At 71.1% G+C, this 14,510-nt stretch carries 14 protein-coding genes; 6 read left to right on the top strand and 8 right to left on the bottom strand.

Features of this window, described 5'->3' with window-relative positions; translation table 11 throughout:
- Nucleotides 1-8 precede the first annotated feature (8 nt).
- A complete protein-coding gene (locus tag GA0115233_RS17395; RefSeq protein ID WP_093721142.1) occupies nucleotides 9-1,484 on the top strand; it encodes a glycoside hydrolase family 3 protein in 1,476 nt (491 codons plus the stop codon).
- 127 nt (nucleotides 1,485-1,611) lie between these two features.
- On the opposite strand, the gene nagB is transcribed toward GA0115233_RS17395, so the two are convergent.
- Together nagB and GA0115233_RS17385 are read right to left on the bottom strand one after the other, a co-directional pair.
- Nucleotides 1,612-2,397 carry a glucosamine-6-phosphate deaminase gene (nagB, locus tag GA0115233_RS17390; protein WP_093721141.1) on the bottom strand — a complete coding sequence of 262 codons (786 nt, stop codon included), beginning with the start codon at nucleotides 2,395-2,397 and terminating at the stop codon, nucleotides 1,612-1,614.
- Between the two features lie 119 nt (nucleotides 2,398-2,516).
- On the bottom strand, nucleotides 2,517-3,269 hold the full coding sequence (locus GA0115233_RS17385; protein WP_093721140.1) for an SDR family oxidoreductase: 753 nt from the start codon (nucleotides 3,267-3,269) through the stop codon (nucleotides 2,517-2,519).
- Between the two features lie 92 nt (nucleotides 3,270-3,361).
- On the opposite strand from GA0115233_RS17385, the gene GA0115233_RS17380 reads away from it, so the two are divergent.
- Both GA0115233_RS17380 and GA0115233_RS17375 read left to right on the top strand, forming a co-directional pair.
- Nucleotides 3,362-3,994: a TetR/AcrR family transcriptional regulator gene (locus GA0115233_RS17380; RefSeq protein ID WP_093721139.1), complete on the top strand. Its 633-nt coding sequence runs from the start codon at nucleotides 3,362-3,364 to the stop codon at nucleotides 3,992-3,994.
- Between the two features lie 431 nt (nucleotides 3,995-4,425).
- Nucleotides 4,426-5,892 (top strand): sensor histidine kinase, encoded by a 1,467-nt coding sequence (locus GA0115233_RS17375; protein WP_093721183.1) that lies wholly within the window; start codon nucleotides 4,426-4,428, stop codon nucleotides 5,890-5,892.
- Nucleotides 5,893-6,090: 198 nt separating this feature from the next.
- Here the strand turns inward: GA0115233_RS17375 and GA0115233_RS17370 are convergent, their stop codons facing one another.
- Complete coding sequence (locus GA0115233_RS17370; protein WP_003992873.1) at nucleotides 6,091-6,348, bottom strand: WhiB family transcriptional regulator; 258 nt, start codon at nucleotides 6,346-6,348, stop codon at nucleotides 6,091-6,093.
- Nucleotides 6,349-6,667: 319 nt separating this feature from the next.
- Nucleotides 6,668-7,636 carry a diacylglycerol/lipid kinase family protein gene (locus tag GA0115233_RS17365; protein WP_093721138.1) on the bottom strand — a complete coding sequence of 323 codons (969 nt, stop codon included), beginning with the start codon at nucleotides 7,634-7,636 and terminating at the stop codon, nucleotides 6,668-6,670.
- Nucleotides 7,637-7,782: 146 nt separating this feature from the next.
- Here GA0115233_RS17365 and GA0115233_RS17360 point away from each other — a divergent pair, with 146 nt between their 5' ends.
- Nucleotides 7,783-8,217 (top strand): hypothetical protein, encoded by a 435-nt coding sequence (locus tag GA0115233_RS17360; protein ID WP_093721137.1) that lies wholly within the window; start codon nucleotides 7,783-7,785, stop codon nucleotides 8,215-8,217.
- Nucleotides 8,218-8,234: 17 nt separating this feature from the next.
- On the opposite strand, the gene GA0115233_RS17355 is transcribed toward GA0115233_RS17360, so the two are convergent.
- From GA0115233_RS17355 to GA0115233_RS17345, 3 genes are all read right to left on the bottom strand, one after another.
- Nucleotides 8,235-9,338, bottom strand: coding sequence for an RNA polymerase sigma factor SigF (locus tag GA0115233_RS17355; protein WP_093721136.1), 1,104 nt, complete (start codon nucleotides 9,336-9,338; stop codon nucleotides 8,235-8,237).
- On the bottom strand, nucleotides 9,335-9,748 hold the full coding sequence (locus GA0115233_RS17350) for an anti-sigma factor (protein ID WP_015657891.1): 414 nt from the start codon (nucleotides 9,746-9,748) through the stop codon (nucleotides 9,335-9,337). Before GA0115233_RS17350 ends, GA0115233_RS17355 begins: the two co-directional genes overlap by 4 nt.
- Nucleotides 9,749-10,006: 258 nt before the next feature.
- Nucleotides 10,007-10,267 (bottom strand): UBP-type zinc finger domain-containing protein, encoded by a 261-nt coding sequence (locus GA0115233_RS17345; protein ID WP_093721135.1) that lies wholly within the window; start codon nucleotides 10,265-10,267, stop codon nucleotides 10,007-10,009.
- Nucleotides 10,268-10,349: 82 nt separating this feature from the next.
- Here GA0115233_RS17345 and GA0115233_RS17340 point away from each other — a divergent pair, with 82 nt between their 5' ends.
- Nucleotides 10,350-11,945: a Na+/H+ antiporter gene (locus tag GA0115233_RS17340; RefSeq protein ID WP_093721134.1), complete on the top strand. Its 1,596-nt coding sequence runs from the start codon at nucleotides 10,350-10,352 to the stop codon at nucleotides 11,943-11,945.
- Nucleotides 11,946-12,011: 66 nt separating this feature from the next.
- On the opposite strand, the gene GA0115233_RS17335 is transcribed toward GA0115233_RS17340, so the two are convergent.
- The gene (locus GA0115233_RS17335) at nucleotides 12,012-12,929 is read right to left on the bottom strand and encodes a 1-aminocyclopropane-1-carboxylate deaminase/D-cysteine desulfhydrase (protein ID WP_093721133.1); all 918 of its coding nucleotides are present in this window, start codon (nucleotides 12,927-12,929) and stop codon (nucleotides 12,012-12,014) included.
- 156 nt (nucleotides 12,930-13,085) lie between these two features.
- On the opposite strand from GA0115233_RS17335, the gene GA0115233_RS17330 reads away from it, so the two are divergent.
- Nucleotides 13,086-14,492: a family 2B encapsulin nanocompartment shell protein gene (locus GA0115233_RS17330; protein WP_093721132.1), complete on the top strand. Its 1,407-nt coding sequence runs from the start codon at nucleotides 13,086-13,088 to the stop codon at nucleotides 14,490-14,492.
- Nucleotides 14,493-14,510: the final 18 nt, after the last annotated feature.

Raw genomic sequence — 14,510 nt, 5'->3', positions numbered from 1 at the left:
CGCACCCGATGACGACTTTCGCCAGCGATACGTTGACGCGGGACGCGCTCACCGTCCTCCAGCCCGGCTTCCCCGGCACCACCGCCCCCGACTGGCTGCTGCGCCGGATCGGCGAGGGCCTCGCCTCGGTCGGACTGTTCGGCCGGAACATCGCCACGCCCGAGCAGGTCGCCGCGCTCACCGCGCAGTTGCGCGCAGAGCGCGAGGACGTCCTCGTCGCCATCGACGAGGAGGGCGGCGACGTGACCCGGCTGGAGGTGCGCACCGGCTCCTCCTTCCCGGGCAACCACGCCCTCGGCGCCGTCGACGACGTCGACCTCACCCGCGCGGTCGCCCACGAACTGGGCCGCCGGCTCGCCGCGTGCGGGGTCAACTTCAACTGGGCCCCGTCCGCGGACATCAATTCCAACGCCGCCAACCCGGTCATCGGGGTGCGCTCCTTCGGCGCCGGCACCGACCTGGTCGCCCGGCACACCGCCGCCTATGTCACCGGCCTCCAGGCCGCGGGCGTGGCCGCCTGCACCAAGCACTTCCCGGGCCACGGCGACACCGCCGTCGACTCGCACGAGGCCATGCCGCGCATCGACGTCGGACTCGACGTGCTGACCGAGCGCGAACTGGTCCCGTTCCGCGCCGCCATCGCCGCCGGTTCACGGGCGATCATGACCGCGCACATCCTGGTCCCGGCCCTGGACGCCACCCGCCCGGCCACCCTGTCCCGGCCGATCCTCACCGACCTGCTGCGCGGCGAACTCGGCTACGACGGCCTGATCGTCACCGACGGCATGGAGATGCAGGCCATCTCCGCCACCTACGGCATCGAGCGCGGCAGCGTCCTCGCCCTCGCGGCCGGCGCCGACGCGATCTGCGTGGGCGGCGGCCTCAACGACGAGAACACGGTACGGCGCCTGCGCGACGCCCTGGTCACCGCCGTACGCACCGGGGAACTCCCCGAGGAACGGCTGGCGGACGCGGCGGAACGGGTCAGGGCGCTGGCCCGCTGGACGGCGGGCGCCGCCGCTGCGGCGGACGCCGAGCCGTCCGACGTCGGCATGGTCGCCGCCCGCCGCGCCCTGCGCGTGACCCCGGCCGTCGGGCACACCCCGGTCGCCGAGCCCGTCCACGTGGTCGCTCTGAGCCCGGTCGCCAACATCGCGGTCGGCGACGAGACCCCGTGGGGCGTGGGCGCCGAACTGGCCGTGCTGCTGCCCGGCACCGGGACCACCACCGGCACGGACGAGTCCGCGGCGGAGGAGGCCCTGAAGGCGGCGGGGGAGCGGCGGATCGTGGCCGTGGTCCGCGACGAGCACCGCCACCCGTGGATGGCGCGGGCCCTGGACACCCTGCTGCGCGCCCGCCCCGACACCATCGTGGTCGAGATGGGCGTCCCCCAGTCCGCCCCCCGCGGCGCCCTCCACATAGCCACCCACGGCGCGGCCCGCGCCTGCGGCCGAGCGGCGGCGGAGTACATCACCGGCCGCTAGCCGCCAGCCGCCAGCCGCCACAGACAGAAAGGCGCCGGTCCTCCGGATGGGGGAAGACCGGCGCCTTTCTTGTACCCAGAGTTGCCCTGGATGGGGTCGTCCTGGGGGCGCCCTGGACGGGCTTGCCCTAGATCCCCTGCCAGTCCGGCTTGTTGGCGTAGGTGTGGCGGAAGTAGTCCGCCAGCTTCAGCTTGGACGCGGCGGCCTCGTCGACCACCACCGTGGCGTGCGGGTGCAGTTGCAACGCCGACGCGGGACAGACGGCCGCCACGGGTCCCTCCACGGTCGCGGCGACGGCGTCCGCCTTGCCCTCGCCCGTGGCCAGCAGCACCAGGTGCCGCGCCTCCAGGATCGTGCCGATGCCCTGGGTGATGACGTGGTGCGGCACCTGCTCGATGTCCCCGTCGAAGAAACGGGCGTTGTCGATCCGGGTCTGCTCGGTCAGCGTCTTGATCCGGGTCCGTGAGGCCAGCGAGGAGCACGGCTCGTTGAACCCGATGTGCCCGTCGGTCCCGATCCCCAGCAGCTGCAGGTCCACGCCACCGGCCTCGGCCAGCGCCGCGTCGTACGCCTCGCAGGCCGCCTGGACGTCCTCGGCCGTGCCGTCCGGGCCCATGAACGCGTCCATGCCGATCCCGAGCGGCTCCAGCACCTCGCGCCGCAGCACCGAGCGGTAGGACTCCGGGTGCTCGGCGGGCAGCCCCACGTACTCGTCGAGCTGGGCGATCCGGGCCCGCGAGGTGTCCACCTCGCCGGCCCGCACCTTGGCCGTCAGAGCCTGGTAGATGGGCAGCGGCGTCGAGCCCGTGGCCACCCCGAGCAGGGCGTCGGGCTTGCGCCGCAGCAGCCGCGCCATGGCGTCGGCGATGAGCTCGCCACCCGACTTGGCGTCCGGAACGATGACAACTTCCACGCTGGCCTGCCGATCTGAAGAGGGGACTCAACCGGTACCCGAGAAGGGCTATGTGGTTTAGACCAATCTAACAGAGGAGGGCCCTCCCTCCCAGGCGAACGCGGGCTCCCGGCGCCCTGTCACTGCAGGCTCAGCAGCGACCCTCCCGTCGCGTCCAGGTGCTGCCCGGTCATCCAGCGCGAGTCCGGCGAGGCCAGGAAGGCGACCACGTCCGCCACCTCCTGAGTCGTCCCCACTCGCCCGAACACCGAGACCGACTCCGCGTGCGCCCGCATTCCGGCATCGGCCAGCACCGGGGCGGTGAGGTCGGTGTCGATGAACCCCGGCGCCACGGAGTTGGCCGTGATGCCGCGCGGCGCCAGCTCGACCGCGAGCGACCGGGTCAGCGTGGTCACCGCGCCCTTGGCCATGTGCGTGGCGGCGATGGCGGGTATCCCGAAGTCCGTGGCCGCCGTGACATTGATGATCCGGCCGTCGTCGCGCAGCCGCCCGAGCCCCTCCCGGATGACGAAGAACGGTGCCTTGGCGTTGAGCGCGTGCGCCCTGTCGTAGAGCTCCTCGTCGGTGTCGCCGACGGTCGCGAAGGTGGCCGCGCCCGCGTTGTTCACCATGATGTCCACCCCGTCCGCGTGCCGGTCGAACGCCTCCCAGAGGGCCCGCGCGTCCCCGGGCGCCCCCAGCACCGCCCGGACGGCGAAGGCGCTGCCGCCCGCCGCCTCGATCCCGGCCACCGTCTCCTTCGCCGCCGCCTCGCTGCTGCCGTAGTGCACGCCCACCCGTGCGCCGTCGCGGGCCAGCCGCTCGGCCACCGCCCGTCCGATCCCCCGGCTCGCCCCCGTGACCAGCGCCGTCCTGCCCGTGAGCACGCCCATGCCACACCCCCACATTTGTCTAGTGATCGCTACAGAAAGACCGTAGCGCACGACGGGATTCTTTCTCTAGTGCCCGCTATAGAATTCACCCCATGGAGCGCACCCAAGACCCCCGAACCGTCCCCGCGTCGCCCGCCGGCCGCCGTGGCCGGCCCCGCTCCTTCGACCGCGAGACCGCGCTGGAGAAGGCGATCATGGCCTTCTGGGAGCACGGCTACGAGGCCACCTCCGTCTCCGACCTCACCCGGATCATGGGTATCGGCGCCCCCAGCCTGTACGCGGCCTTCGGTGACAAGCGGGCCCTGTTCGACGAGGTCGTGGCCGAGTACGGCAGGCGCTACGCGGCCTTCGGCGAGCGCGCCCTGGCCGAGGAGCCCACCGCCCGTGCCGCCGTGGCCCGCATCCTGCGCGAGGCCGCCGAGTGCTACACCGCCCCCGACCGCCCCCAGGGCTGCCTGTACGCCCACGCGGCCACCAACTGCACCAGCCCCGAAGTGGGGGAGAGGCTGCGGGAGAAGCGCAACGAGGCCATCGCCGCGGTCGAGAGCCGGATCCGGGCGGACATCGCCGCGGGCCGCCTTCCCGCGGACACCGACGCCCGGGCGCTGGCCCGGCACGCCGGCGCTGTCGTCCAGGGCATGTCCCAGCAGGCGCGCGACGGCGCGAGCCGCGCGGAGTTGACGGCGCTGGCGGAAATTGCCCTGTCCATCTGGCCCCGCACATGAACCCACACGGGTTAGGCTTCGTGGTGGATGTCGGGGCGCCCGAGCCGGTGGCGCGCCCCGCGTCGGGCGTCACAACAACGAACATCCTTCAACGCATGGACACGTCGAGTGGTCTAGTCCACAATGGTGTGGAGAGTCCATGTGATACGAGGACGCGCAGCAGCTTCCGTCTTCCCCGCACAGGAAGACGGACGGAGGAACCGAGGCTCTCTGCCCTGACTGCCCCGGCTCCTCATCCTTCGGCCGACCGGGACCGCACACCCCACGGCCGATATTGCTCCGGGCTGCGGTGCCGGGAGGGTTGAGGGTCCCTCTCAGGCGCCGCGGCCCGCGGGTGTTTCCGGGGCCCCTTCCGCCGTACGGGCCCCGACGGCCGGCCGCCCGTTTCGGAGCCGCACAAACCCCCGGGTACGCTCGCACCCGTGCCCTCCATGAACGAGCTGGTCCACCAGCACACCGCTCTCGACGAGTCCGACCTTGAGTGGCTCCACCTGCTCGTCTCGGAGTGGCAGCTGCTCTCCGACCTGTCCTTCGCCGACCTGGTCCTGTGGGTCCCCACCCGCGACGGCACCCGGTATGTGTCGGTGGCCCAGATGCGGCCCAACACCGGCCCCACCTCCTACCAGGACGACATGGTCGGCCACCTCGTCCCGCGCGGCCGCCGCCCCATGCTGGACGCCGCCCTCGACGAGGGCCGCATCGTGCGCGAGGGCGACCCCGAGTGGCGCGAGGAGGTCCCGGTCCGGGTCGAGTCGATCCCTGTCCGGCGCGACGGCCGGGTTCTCGGCGTCATCGCCCGCAACACCAACCTGCTCACCGTGCGCACCCCGAGCCGCCTCGAACTGACGTATCTGCAGAGCGCCTCGGACCTGGCGCAGATGATCGCGGCCGGAGCCTTCCCGTTCGCGAACCAGCAGGTCGACATGGACGCCTCGCCCCGGGTCGGGGACGGCCTGATCCGCCTCGACGCCGACGGCATCGTCCAGTACGCCTCCCCGAACGCCCTCTCGGCCTACCACCGCCTCGGCCTCGCCGCCGACCTGGTCGGCCACCACCTGGGCAAGACCACCGCCGAACTCGCCCCCACCCACGGCCCCGTGGACGAGGCGCTCGCCAAGGTGGCCAGCGGCTGGGCGCCCCGTGAGTTCGAGATCGAGTCCGAGGACGGGGTCATCCAGTTCCGGGCGATCCCGCTCAAGCCCAAGGGCACCCGCATCGGTTCGCTGGTGCTGCTCCGCGACGTCACCGAACTGCGCCGCCGCGAACGCGAGTTGATCACCAAGGACGCCACCATCCGGGAGATCCACCACCGGGTGAAGAACAACCTCCAGACGGTCGCGGCCCTGCTGCGCCTCCAGGCCCGGCGGATCGAGTCCGACCGCGGCCGGGAGGCGCTCGAAGAGGCGGTGCGCCGGGTCGGCTCGATCGCGATCGTGCACGAGACGCTCTCCCAGAACCTGGACGAGCGGGTGGAGTTCGACGAGATCGCCGACCGGGTGCTGGCGATGGTCGCCGAGATCTCGCCCGGCAAGGTGACCGGCCGGCGCACCGGACGCTTCGGCATCCTGGACGCCGAGGTCGCCACGCCGCTGTCGATGGTGCTGACCGAGGTCCTCCAGAACGCCCTGGAGCACGGCTTCCGTCAGGGCGAGACCGGAACCGTCGAGGTCTCCGCGGTCCGCGGCGGCACCACCAAGGAGGCCCGCCTGCTGGTCACCGTCCAGGACGACGGCGTGGGCCTGCCGGAGGGCTTCGACCCGCACACCGCGGGCAACCTGGGCCTGCAGATCGTACGGACCCTGGTGGAGGGGGAGTTGGGCGGTACGTTCGACATGGTCCCGGCGCCGGAGCGCGGTACGCAGGTGATCCTGGACATTCCGGTGCGGGCGCACAAGTAGGCCGTACTGGCGGGGGCTTCGCAAGGGTCCCGAAAAGCGTAGGGCCCCGGAAAAGCAATGAGCCCCGGACCGAAAGGTCCGGGGCCAAAAGCTCGTGCTGCTCTTGCTAAGCGCATCGGGGGTACTGCGCGCTGCGGCTCGGGGGCGGGAGATGCGTACTCGCTGTACGCGCCGCCAAGCTCAGGCGGGGTGGGTGGGTCAGGCGGAGGCCTGACGGGCCCGGTTGCGGGCGGCACGGCGCTTCATGGCGCGACGCTCGTCCTCGCTGAGACCACCCCAGACGCCGGAGTCCTGGCCGGACTCAAGCGCCCACTGCAGGCACTGCTCGATAACCGGGCAGCGGCGGCAGACGGCCTTGGCTTCCTCGATCTGCAGCAGCGCAGGACCGGTGTTGCCGATGGGGAAGAAGAGCTCGGGGTCTTCCTCGCGGCAAACGGCGTTGTGACGCCAGTCCATGGCTGCTACCTCTCCTTGGTATTACGTGCAAGTTGCTTGTGAATGTGAACGCTTTCACGAATCCCTCAACAAGTGAAGGGCCGACCGTCAGGTTTCCCTGGCGTGGTCCTGTGATGTGAAGAGGGGTTCCGGTGATCTGTGGAGCCGGTGTTGCGGGCTGTCTCGATCGCCACGTAGAGACTCGCAAACCTCAGCGGCGGATACAACCCCTTCCGGAAAGTTTTTTTTGATTCCTCGGTGTCGACTAGGTCACAGCCGTACTTCCATGGGGTGGACCCTGGCCTAAACGTTCGAGTGAAAGGACTTTAGCCAGTTCTGCTCACACAATCACACGCAGTGCACGGCGTACGCCTGTGAACGTCACGCTCGTTCGCAGTCCCAGGTGGTCGCCGTCCATCTGAAGGGGCAGCGGGACCTTCGAATGCAAGGTGAACTGGTCCAGGTCGTGCAGTGAGGCGGCATGCTTGCCGTGCGGTCCCCGCTCGGGGGACGAAGTGAGCAACTGGGTCGCATACCGGGCAACCGCGAGCGTGGACATGCGGCTGAGACCGAGTACGTCGAGCCCTGTATCGAACGAGGCCTTAGGCGACGCGTACACCGGGCGATTGCCCAGATAGGTCCACGGAGCGGTATTGCAGACTATGGAGAGCACCAAATCGGTCACCGGTTCGGCACCGGGCCGCTCCAGGGTGATCGTGCCGTGCCGCCGGTTCGGCTCCTGGAGGAACTGGCGCAGCGCCTGCCGCATATAGAGGGCGTGCGTGGACTTCTTGCCCCGCTCGCGCTGCTGCTCGACCCGGCCGACCACACCCGCGTCGAAGCCGAGCCCCGCGCAGAAGGTGAACCAGCGGGCCGGAACCCCCTCGTCCTCGGTGCCCGGCGTCCCCGAGGCGATTCCCATGCCGACCGTCCGCCCGCTGCCCTCGCGCAGCGCGTCCAGTAGTGCGCCGGTCGCCTCCACCGCGTCGTTCGGCAGACCGAGCGCGCGGGCGAAGACATTGGTGGAGCCGCCGGGGACCACCGCGAGCCGCGGCAGCCGCTCCGGGTCGGGGCCGTTGTGCAGCAGTCCGTTGACCACCTCGTTGACGGTGCCGTCGCCGCCGAGGGCGACGACCAGGTCGACGTCCTGGCTCTCCGCGGCCTGCCGTCCGAGGTCGCGGGCGTGGCCGCGGTACTCGGTGGTGACCGCCTCCAGCTTCATCTCGCTGGCGAGCGCGTGGATCAGGACATCGCGCGTACGTGCGCTTGTGGTGGTTGCCGCCGGATTGACCACGAGAAGTGCACGCATGGATGGCAGCGTACCTACTGGGGGGTACCGAGCCCACACCGAACAGAGATCCAATATGAGAATCGGTGCGTGAACCTCACCACGGGCGCCCCGCGCGCACGCCGGGTGCCCGAGGGAGCGGACCCCGCGACGGCTACCCTGCTGGGGTGAGTGATGAGCAGAACCCCGCCCCGGAAGCCGGACCCCGCCCGCGGCGGCTGACGTACGCGGCGGCCCTCGCCGCGCTGGAGGGGCTCGCCCTGGTGGCCGGCGGGATCTGGATCCTCGTCCTGGGCGTGACCGGCGACCCGGACGACCGGCAGCAGGCGATCACCGGCGGAGTGACGCTGATGGTCCTCGCCCTGCTGCCGCTGCTCGCCGCCCGCGGACTGCTCGCCCGGCGCAGCTGGTCGCGCGGCCCGGCCGTGATCACCCAGATCCTGGCGCTGCCCGTCGCCTACAACCTGCTCCAGGCCGACAGCATGGCCATCCCCGCCGGGATCGCCCTCGCGGTGGTGGCCGTCGCCGCGCTGGTGCTGCTGGTGAACGCCGAGACCACCCGGGCCCTCGGTATCCGGGGGCCCGGCAACGCCTCCCAGTAGTACCCCGGCGCGGCCCCCTACTCCTCGACCAGCAGCTTCTCCCGCAGCTGGGCCAGCGTGCGGGCCAGCAGACGCGAGACGTGCATCTGCGAGATGCCGACCTCCTGCGCGATCTGCGACTGGGTCATGTTGCCGAAGAACCTCAGCAGCAGGATGCGCTTCTCGCGCGGCGGCAGATCCTCCAGCAGCGGCTTGAGGGACTCGCGATACTCCACGCCCTCCAGCGCCTCGTCCTCCGCGCCCAGGGTGTCCGCCACGGCCGGCGACTCGTCGTCGGTGTCGGGGACGTCCAGGGAGAGCGTCGAGTAGGCGTTGGCGGACTCCAGGCCCTCCAGCACCTCCTCCTCCGAGATGGCCAGCTTCTCGGCCAGCTCGTGGACCGTGGGGGAGCGGCCGTGCTGCTGGGACAGCTCCGCGGTGGCCGTGGTCAGCGCCAGACGCAGCTCCTGCAGACGGCGCGGGACGCGCACCGCCCAGCCCTTGTCGCGGAAGTGCCGCTTGATCTCGCCGACGACCGTCGGGGTCGCGTAGGTGGAGAACTCCACACCGCGGTCCGGGTCGAATCGGTCGACCGACTTGATCAGGCCGATGGTGGCGACCTGCGTGAGGTCGTCCAGCGGCTCGCCGCGGTTGCGGAACCGGCGGGCGAGGTGCTCCACGAGCGGCAGATGCATCCGCACCAGCTTGTTGCGCAGCTCCGCGTACTCGGGGCTGCCCTCCTTCAGCCCGCGCAGCTCGACGAACATGGCGCGCGCCCCGCTGCGGTCCTGCGGTTCACGCACCGGCGCCTCGTGCTGCGTGGCCGGCACGCCCTGTTCGTCGTCTCGCTCGTGCTCGCTCATCGTCCCGCCCGTCGCCCTCTGTCGAGCCCTTGTCTCAGCCCGGCCGGGGGTGCCCCCGTTCCGCCTCTGGCGAGGCGAGCCCTGTGCGGCGCCGTCCGGCGCTTCCGGCGCGCCGGCCGCGTCGTCCTCAGGATGCGGCCTGGCCTGCTCGGGAATGCCGTCCACGCCGTCCGCCAGGTGTCGGGAACCGCCCGGAGCGACCGCGTTGTCGGCGTTCTCGGCCGGCAGCTCCCGTGTGCCGCGCTCTTCGTCCCGCACCGGCCCGTCCCCGTCCTTCACGCCGGCCCGGGTCCCGCGCCGCGCTGTTTGTAGAGGCTGATCGAAACGGTTTTGTCGTCGTCCACGGCGGAGGAGACCTTGCCCGCCAGCGCGGACAGCACGGTCCAGGCGAACGTGTCCCGTGACGGTGCGTGACCGTCCGTGGTCGGTGCGGAGACGGTGACCTCCAGCGAGTCGTCGACGAGCCGGAAGACGCAACTGAGCACCGAGCCGGGCACGGCCTGCTGAAGCAGGATCGCGCACGCTTCGTCCACCGCGATGCGCAGGTCCTCGATCTCGTCGAGGGTGAAGTCCAAACGGGCCGCGAGGCCGGCAGTCGCCGTACGCAGCACCGACAGGTAGGCACCCGCAGCCGGCAGCCGGACTTCCACGAAGTCCTGGGTCGCGGGCTCGCCTGCGATCTGGGACACCCTCACCTCCAAGGTGGTACAAGCTTTTCGGGGCCGAGGGTCGCCCCTCGGGGTAACGCGATGTGTGGTTCAGCGGTGACGCTATCGCGCTCCGAACTTTCTTGTCCCCAGGACCCCAACCCCATGCTGTCACTCATAGTAAACACACGGATACGCTCCGTGGCTAGGGGGTCTGCGAGCCCAATTGGGAAGAGCGCGCGCCGGTTTGACGTACCCAGGCCGCCCGCACTCGAACCGTCCGGATGCGCAGTCGTGCCGTCACACCAGGACGTGGTCCACGAAACACCAGCGCCAGGCCTCACCCGGTTCGAAAGTCCGCATGATCGGGTGTCCGGACTCCTTGTGGTGCGCGGTGGCGTGCCGTCCGGGCGAGGAGTCGCAGCAGCCGACGTGACCGCAGCTGAGGCACAGCCGCAGCTGCACCGGGTGGGTGCCGTCCGCCAGACACTCCGGACAGGTCTCGCTCAGCGGACCTGGTTCCGGGTGAGGCAGCACGTCGGCATGCGTGCACTGTTTCATGATTGCCAGGTTACGACGGGCGTGTGCAAGGCCGCGCGGAAAATCGGCGGGCCGGACGGCGACGAGAGAGCGGGCGAGGCCCATGGACGTGATGCCCCTGCTGTTGCTGGTGGCGGGCAGTGCCGCGGTCGCGGCGGCCGCCCGGCGCACCCCGGTCCCGGCGCCGCTGCTGCTGGTCGCGGTGGGCCTGGCGGTGTCGTACCTGCCCGGCGTCCCCGAGTACACCCTCGACCCGCACGTCGTCCTCCCGCTGATCCTGCCGCCCCTGCTGCACACGGCCGCCACCGACAGCTCCTATCTCGACCTGCGGGCCCAGATCCGGCCCGTGGCGCTGCTGTCGGTCGGGTACGTGCTGTTCGCGACCTTCGTGGTGGGCTGGGCCGCCTATGCGCTCATTCCCGAGATGCCGCTGACCGCCGCCCTGGTGCTGGGCGCGGTGGTGGCGCCGCCCGACGCGGTCGCGGCCACGGCCGTCGCCCGCCGGGTGGGGCTGCCCTCGCGGATCACCACCATCCTCCAGGGCGAGTCCCTGGTGAACGACGCGACCGCCATCACCGCCTACCGGGTCGCGCTCGCGGCCGCCGTCGGCGAGGGCGCCACCTGGGCGGGCGGCATCGCCGAGTTCCTGGTCGCGGCGATCGGCGGCATCGGCATCGGACTGCTGCTCATGGTGCCGATCCACTGGCTGCGCACCCATCTGAAGGAGGCGCTGCTGCAGAACACTCTCTCGCTGCTGATCCCGTTCGTGGCCTACGCGGTCGCCGAGCAGGTGCACGCCTCCGGAGTGCTCGCCGTGGTGGTCGTCGCGCTGTTGCTGGGGCACCGCGCGTGGGAGGTCGATTTCGCCACCCGCCTCCAGGAGGAGGCCGTGTGGAAGATGGTCGCCTTCGTCCTCGAATCGGCGGTGTTCGCGCTGATCGGACTCCAGCTGCCGGTCGTCCTCAAGGGACTCGGCGAGTACGAGGGAGGACGCGCCGCCGCGTACGCGATCGTCGTCTTCCTGGTGGTCGTCGCCTCCCGGTTCGTGTGGGTCTACCCGGCGACCTTCCTGCCGCGCATGCTGTCGGCCCGGATCAGGGAGCGGGAGGACAACCCCACCTGGAAGGGACCGTTCGTCATCGCGTGGGCGGGCATGCGCGGCGTGGTCTCGCTGGCCATCGCCTTCTCCATCCCGCTCACCGTGCACGGCGGCGAGGAGTTCCCCGAGCGCAATCTGATCCTGTTCCTCACCTTCACCACCGTCATCGGCACCCTCGTCGTCCAGGGCGTCACCCTGCCCCCGCTGATCCGGCTGCTGAAGCTGCCCGGCCGCGACGTCCGGGCCGAGACCCTCGCCGAGGCCAACGCCCAGGCACAGGCGTCCCGCGCCGCCGAGCAGCGCCTCGACGAACTCCTCGCCGACGAGCGCAACGCCCTGCCGCCCCCGCTCGCCGACCGGCTGCGCAGCGTCCTGGAGCGCCGCCGCAACGCCGTCTGGGAGCGCCTCGGCCAGGTCAACCCGGTCACCGGGGAGACGGTCGACGACACCTACCGCCGCCTCTCGCGGGAGATGATCGGTGCCGAGCGCGAGGTCTTCGTCAAGCTCCGGGACGGCCGCTACATCGACGACGAGATGCTGCGCGCCCTGCTGCGAAGGCTGGACCTGGAGGAGGCGGCGGCCTTCCGCGAGGAGGGGTGAGAGGTCCACGACGCCTGGCGCCTGCACTACGGCCGCGGCGGCCTTCCGCGAGGAGGGGTGAGGCGATCAGGAGGCCGGGAACGGCCGTCCCGTGATCACCGCCGCGATCGTCGCCCCGCGCGCGAAGGCGCCCTCCTCGGCGAGCGTCAGCAGCCCGTACAGCAGCTTGGCGACGTACATGCGCTCCACCGGGACGGCGTGCCGGTCCTCGAAGTCGGCGGCGAAGGACTCCAGTTCGGGTCCGGTACGCGCGTAGCCGCCGAAGTGGAAGCGGTCGTCCAGGGACCAGTCCCCGCGCGGGCCGCCGAACGCCGCGTGCTGGAGGGCCCGTATCTCCCGCGTGAGGAAACCGCCCTTGAGCACGGGCACCCCGAGCGCCCGCCGGCCGGGGCCGAGACCCGCGGCCAGTCCGGCGAGGGTGCCGCCGGTGCCGCAGGCGACCGCGGCCACGTCGCAGTGGCCGCGCAACTCCTCGCCGAGGGCCCGGCAGCCGCGCACGGCGCGGATGTTGCTGCCGCCCTCCGGGACGACGTACGCCTCCTCGGCGCCTGCCTCCCGCAGGAGCGCGGCGAGGACGTCCGGCTCGGTCTTGCGCCGGTACGTCGACCTGTCGACGAAGTGCAGGCGCATGCCGTCGGCGGCGCAGCGGGCGAGGGAGGGGTTGAGGGGGCGGCCGGCCAGTTCGTCGCCCCGGACCACCCCGACCGTCTCCAGACCCAGCAGGCGGCCCGCGGCGGCGGTGGCGCGCAGATGGTTGGAGTAGGCGCCGCCGAAGGTGAGGACGGGCCGGCCGGCCGCCGCTGTGAGATTGGGCGCGAGCTTGCGCCACTTGTTGCCGATCAGCTCCGGGTGGATCAGGTCGTCGCGCTTGAGCAGCAGCCGCACCCCGCAGCGGGCGAATCGTTCGTCCACGATCTCCTCAAGCGGCGAGGGGAGCCGGGGCTGAAGGGCGTCGAGGCTGGTCACGGCACCATTGTCGAACATGATCGCGGTTCGCGACGCCCGTGTGCCCAAGCGGCTGGTGATCCATTCCCGCTCTTTCGTGTAATAGCATCGACACTCTGCGTAAGGAAGGCTTGGCCCTGCGATTCGATGCCCGGCGCGATCGGCGTCGGTGCATGACCGGGAGGGCAATTCCTTATGTCGGTAGGCGAAGAGATCCGCACTGACGAGAGCAGGCCGCAGCAGAGTCTCGGCACTGCCGCCGCGCGGAACCTGGCCACCACCACCAAGTCGGCACCCCAGATGCAGGAGATCAGCTCGCGCTGGCTGCTGCGGATGCTGCCGTGGGTCAATGTGCAGGGCGGTACCTACCGGGTGAACCGCCGCCTCAGCTACGCCGTCGGGGACGGCCGCGTCACCTTCGTGAAGACCGGTGACCGGGTCGAGGTCATCCCCGCCGAGCTGGGCGAGCTGCCCCCGCTGCGGGACTTCGAGGACCTGGACGTACTCACCGAACTCGCCCGCCGCTGCGAGCAGCGCGAACTCGCCGCGGGGGAGGTGCTCGCCTCCTTCGGCAGCCCCGCCGACGAGGTCTATCTGCTGGCGCACGGCCGGGTGGAGAAGATCGGCACCGGCCCCTACGGCGACGACGAGTCGCTGGGTGTGCTGGCGGACGGCGCCTACCTCGGCGACCACGCCCTGCTCGGCGAGGACGCCATCTGGGAGTACACGGTCCGCACGGTCACCGGCTGCACCCTCCTCGTGCTGTCCCGGCAGGACGTCGAACAGGTCGCCGAGCGCTCCGAGGCGCTCCGCGAGCACCTCACCGCGCACCGCGCGATCCCGGCCCAGCGCGCCAACAAGTACGGCGAGAAGGAGATCGACCTCGCCGCCGGCCACAGCGGTGAGGCGGACATCCCGCACACCTTCGTCGACTACGAGGCCAGCCCCCGCGAGTACGAGCTGAGCATCGCCCAGACGGTGCTGCGCATCCACACCAGGGTCGCCGACCTCTACAACCAGCCGATGAACCAGACCGAGCAGCAGCTCAGGCTGACCGTCGAGGCGCTCAAGGAGCGCCAGGAGCACGAGCTGATCAACAACCGCGAGTTCGGCCTGCTCAACAACTGCGAGTACGACCAGCGGCTCCAGCCGCACGACGGCGTGCCCAGCCCCGACGACATGGACGAGCTGCTCAGCAGGCGCCGCGGCACCAAGCTGTTCCTCGCCCATCCGCGGGCCATCTCCGCCTTCGGGCGTGAACTCAACAAGCGCGGGCTCGTCCCCGAGACCATCGACATGGCGGGCAACCGCATCCCCACCTGGCGCGGGGTGCCGATCTTCCCGTGCAACAAGATCCCGGTCACCGAGGCCCGTACCACCTCGATCATCGCCATGCGTACCGGTGAGGCCGAGCAGGGCGTCATCGGTCTGCAGCAGGCCGGCATCCCGGACGAGATCGAGCCCAGCCTGTCGGTGCGGTTCATGGGCATCAACGAACAGGCGATCATCAAGTACCTCGTGACCGCGTACTACTCGGCCGCGGTCCTGGTCCCGGACGCGCTCGGCGTGCTGGAGAACGTCGAGATCGGACGCTGGCGGTGACCCAGCCCCCGGCAGCCG

The organism is Streptomyces sp. DI166, from assembly GCF_900091315.1.
Taxonomy (GTDB): Bacteria; Actinomycetota; Actinomycetes; order Streptomycetales; family Streptomycetaceae; genus Streptomyces; species Streptomyces fuscus.
This window is presented reverse-complemented; position numbering and strand designations above follow the sequence as displayed.

Excerpts from the sequence above, each read along its gene's own strand:
- GA0115233_RS17385 (WP_093721140.1), bottom strand. The coding sequence starts at position 3,269 with ATGGGCGTGCTCACGGGCAGGACGGCGCTGGTCACGGGGGCGAGCCGG.
- GA0115233_RS17370 (WP_003992873.1), bottom strand. The coding sequence starts at position 6,348 with ATGGACTGGCGTCACAACGCCGTTTGCCGCGAGGAAGACCCCGAGCTC.
- GA0115233_RS17345 (WP_093721135.1), bottom strand. The coding sequence starts at position 10,267 with ATGAAACAGTGCACGCATGCCGACGTGCTGCCTCACCCGGAACCAGGT.
- GA0115233_RS17340 (WP_093721134.1), top strand. The coding sequence starts at position 10,350 with ATGGACGTGATGCCCCTGCTGTTGCTGGTGGCGGGCAGTGCCGCGGTC.
- GA0115233_RS17380 (WP_093721139.1), top strand. The coding sequence starts at position 3,362 with ATGGAGCGCACCCAAGACCCCCGAACCGTCCCCGCGTCGCCCGCCGGC.
- GA0115233_RS17335 (WP_093721133.1), bottom strand. The coding sequence starts at position 12,929 with ATGTTCGACAATGGTGCCGTGACCAGCCTCGACGCCCTTCAGCCCCGG.
- GA0115233_RS17330 (WP_093721132.1), top strand. The coding sequence starts at position 13,086 with ATGTCGGTAGGCGAAGAGATCCGCACTGACGAGAGCAGGCCGCAGCAG.
- GA0115233_RS17365 (WP_093721138.1), bottom strand. The coding sequence starts at position 7,636 with ATGCGTGCACTTCTCGTGGTCAATCCGGCGGCAACCACCACAAGCGCA.
- GA0115233_RS17395 (WP_093721142.1), top strand. The coding sequence starts at position 9 with ATGACGACTTTCGCCAGCGATACGTTGACGCGGGACGCGCTCACCGTC.
- GA0115233_RS17375 (WP_093721183.1), top strand. The coding sequence starts at position 4,426 with ATGAACGAGCTGGTCCACCAGCACACCGCTCTCGACGAGTCCGACCTT.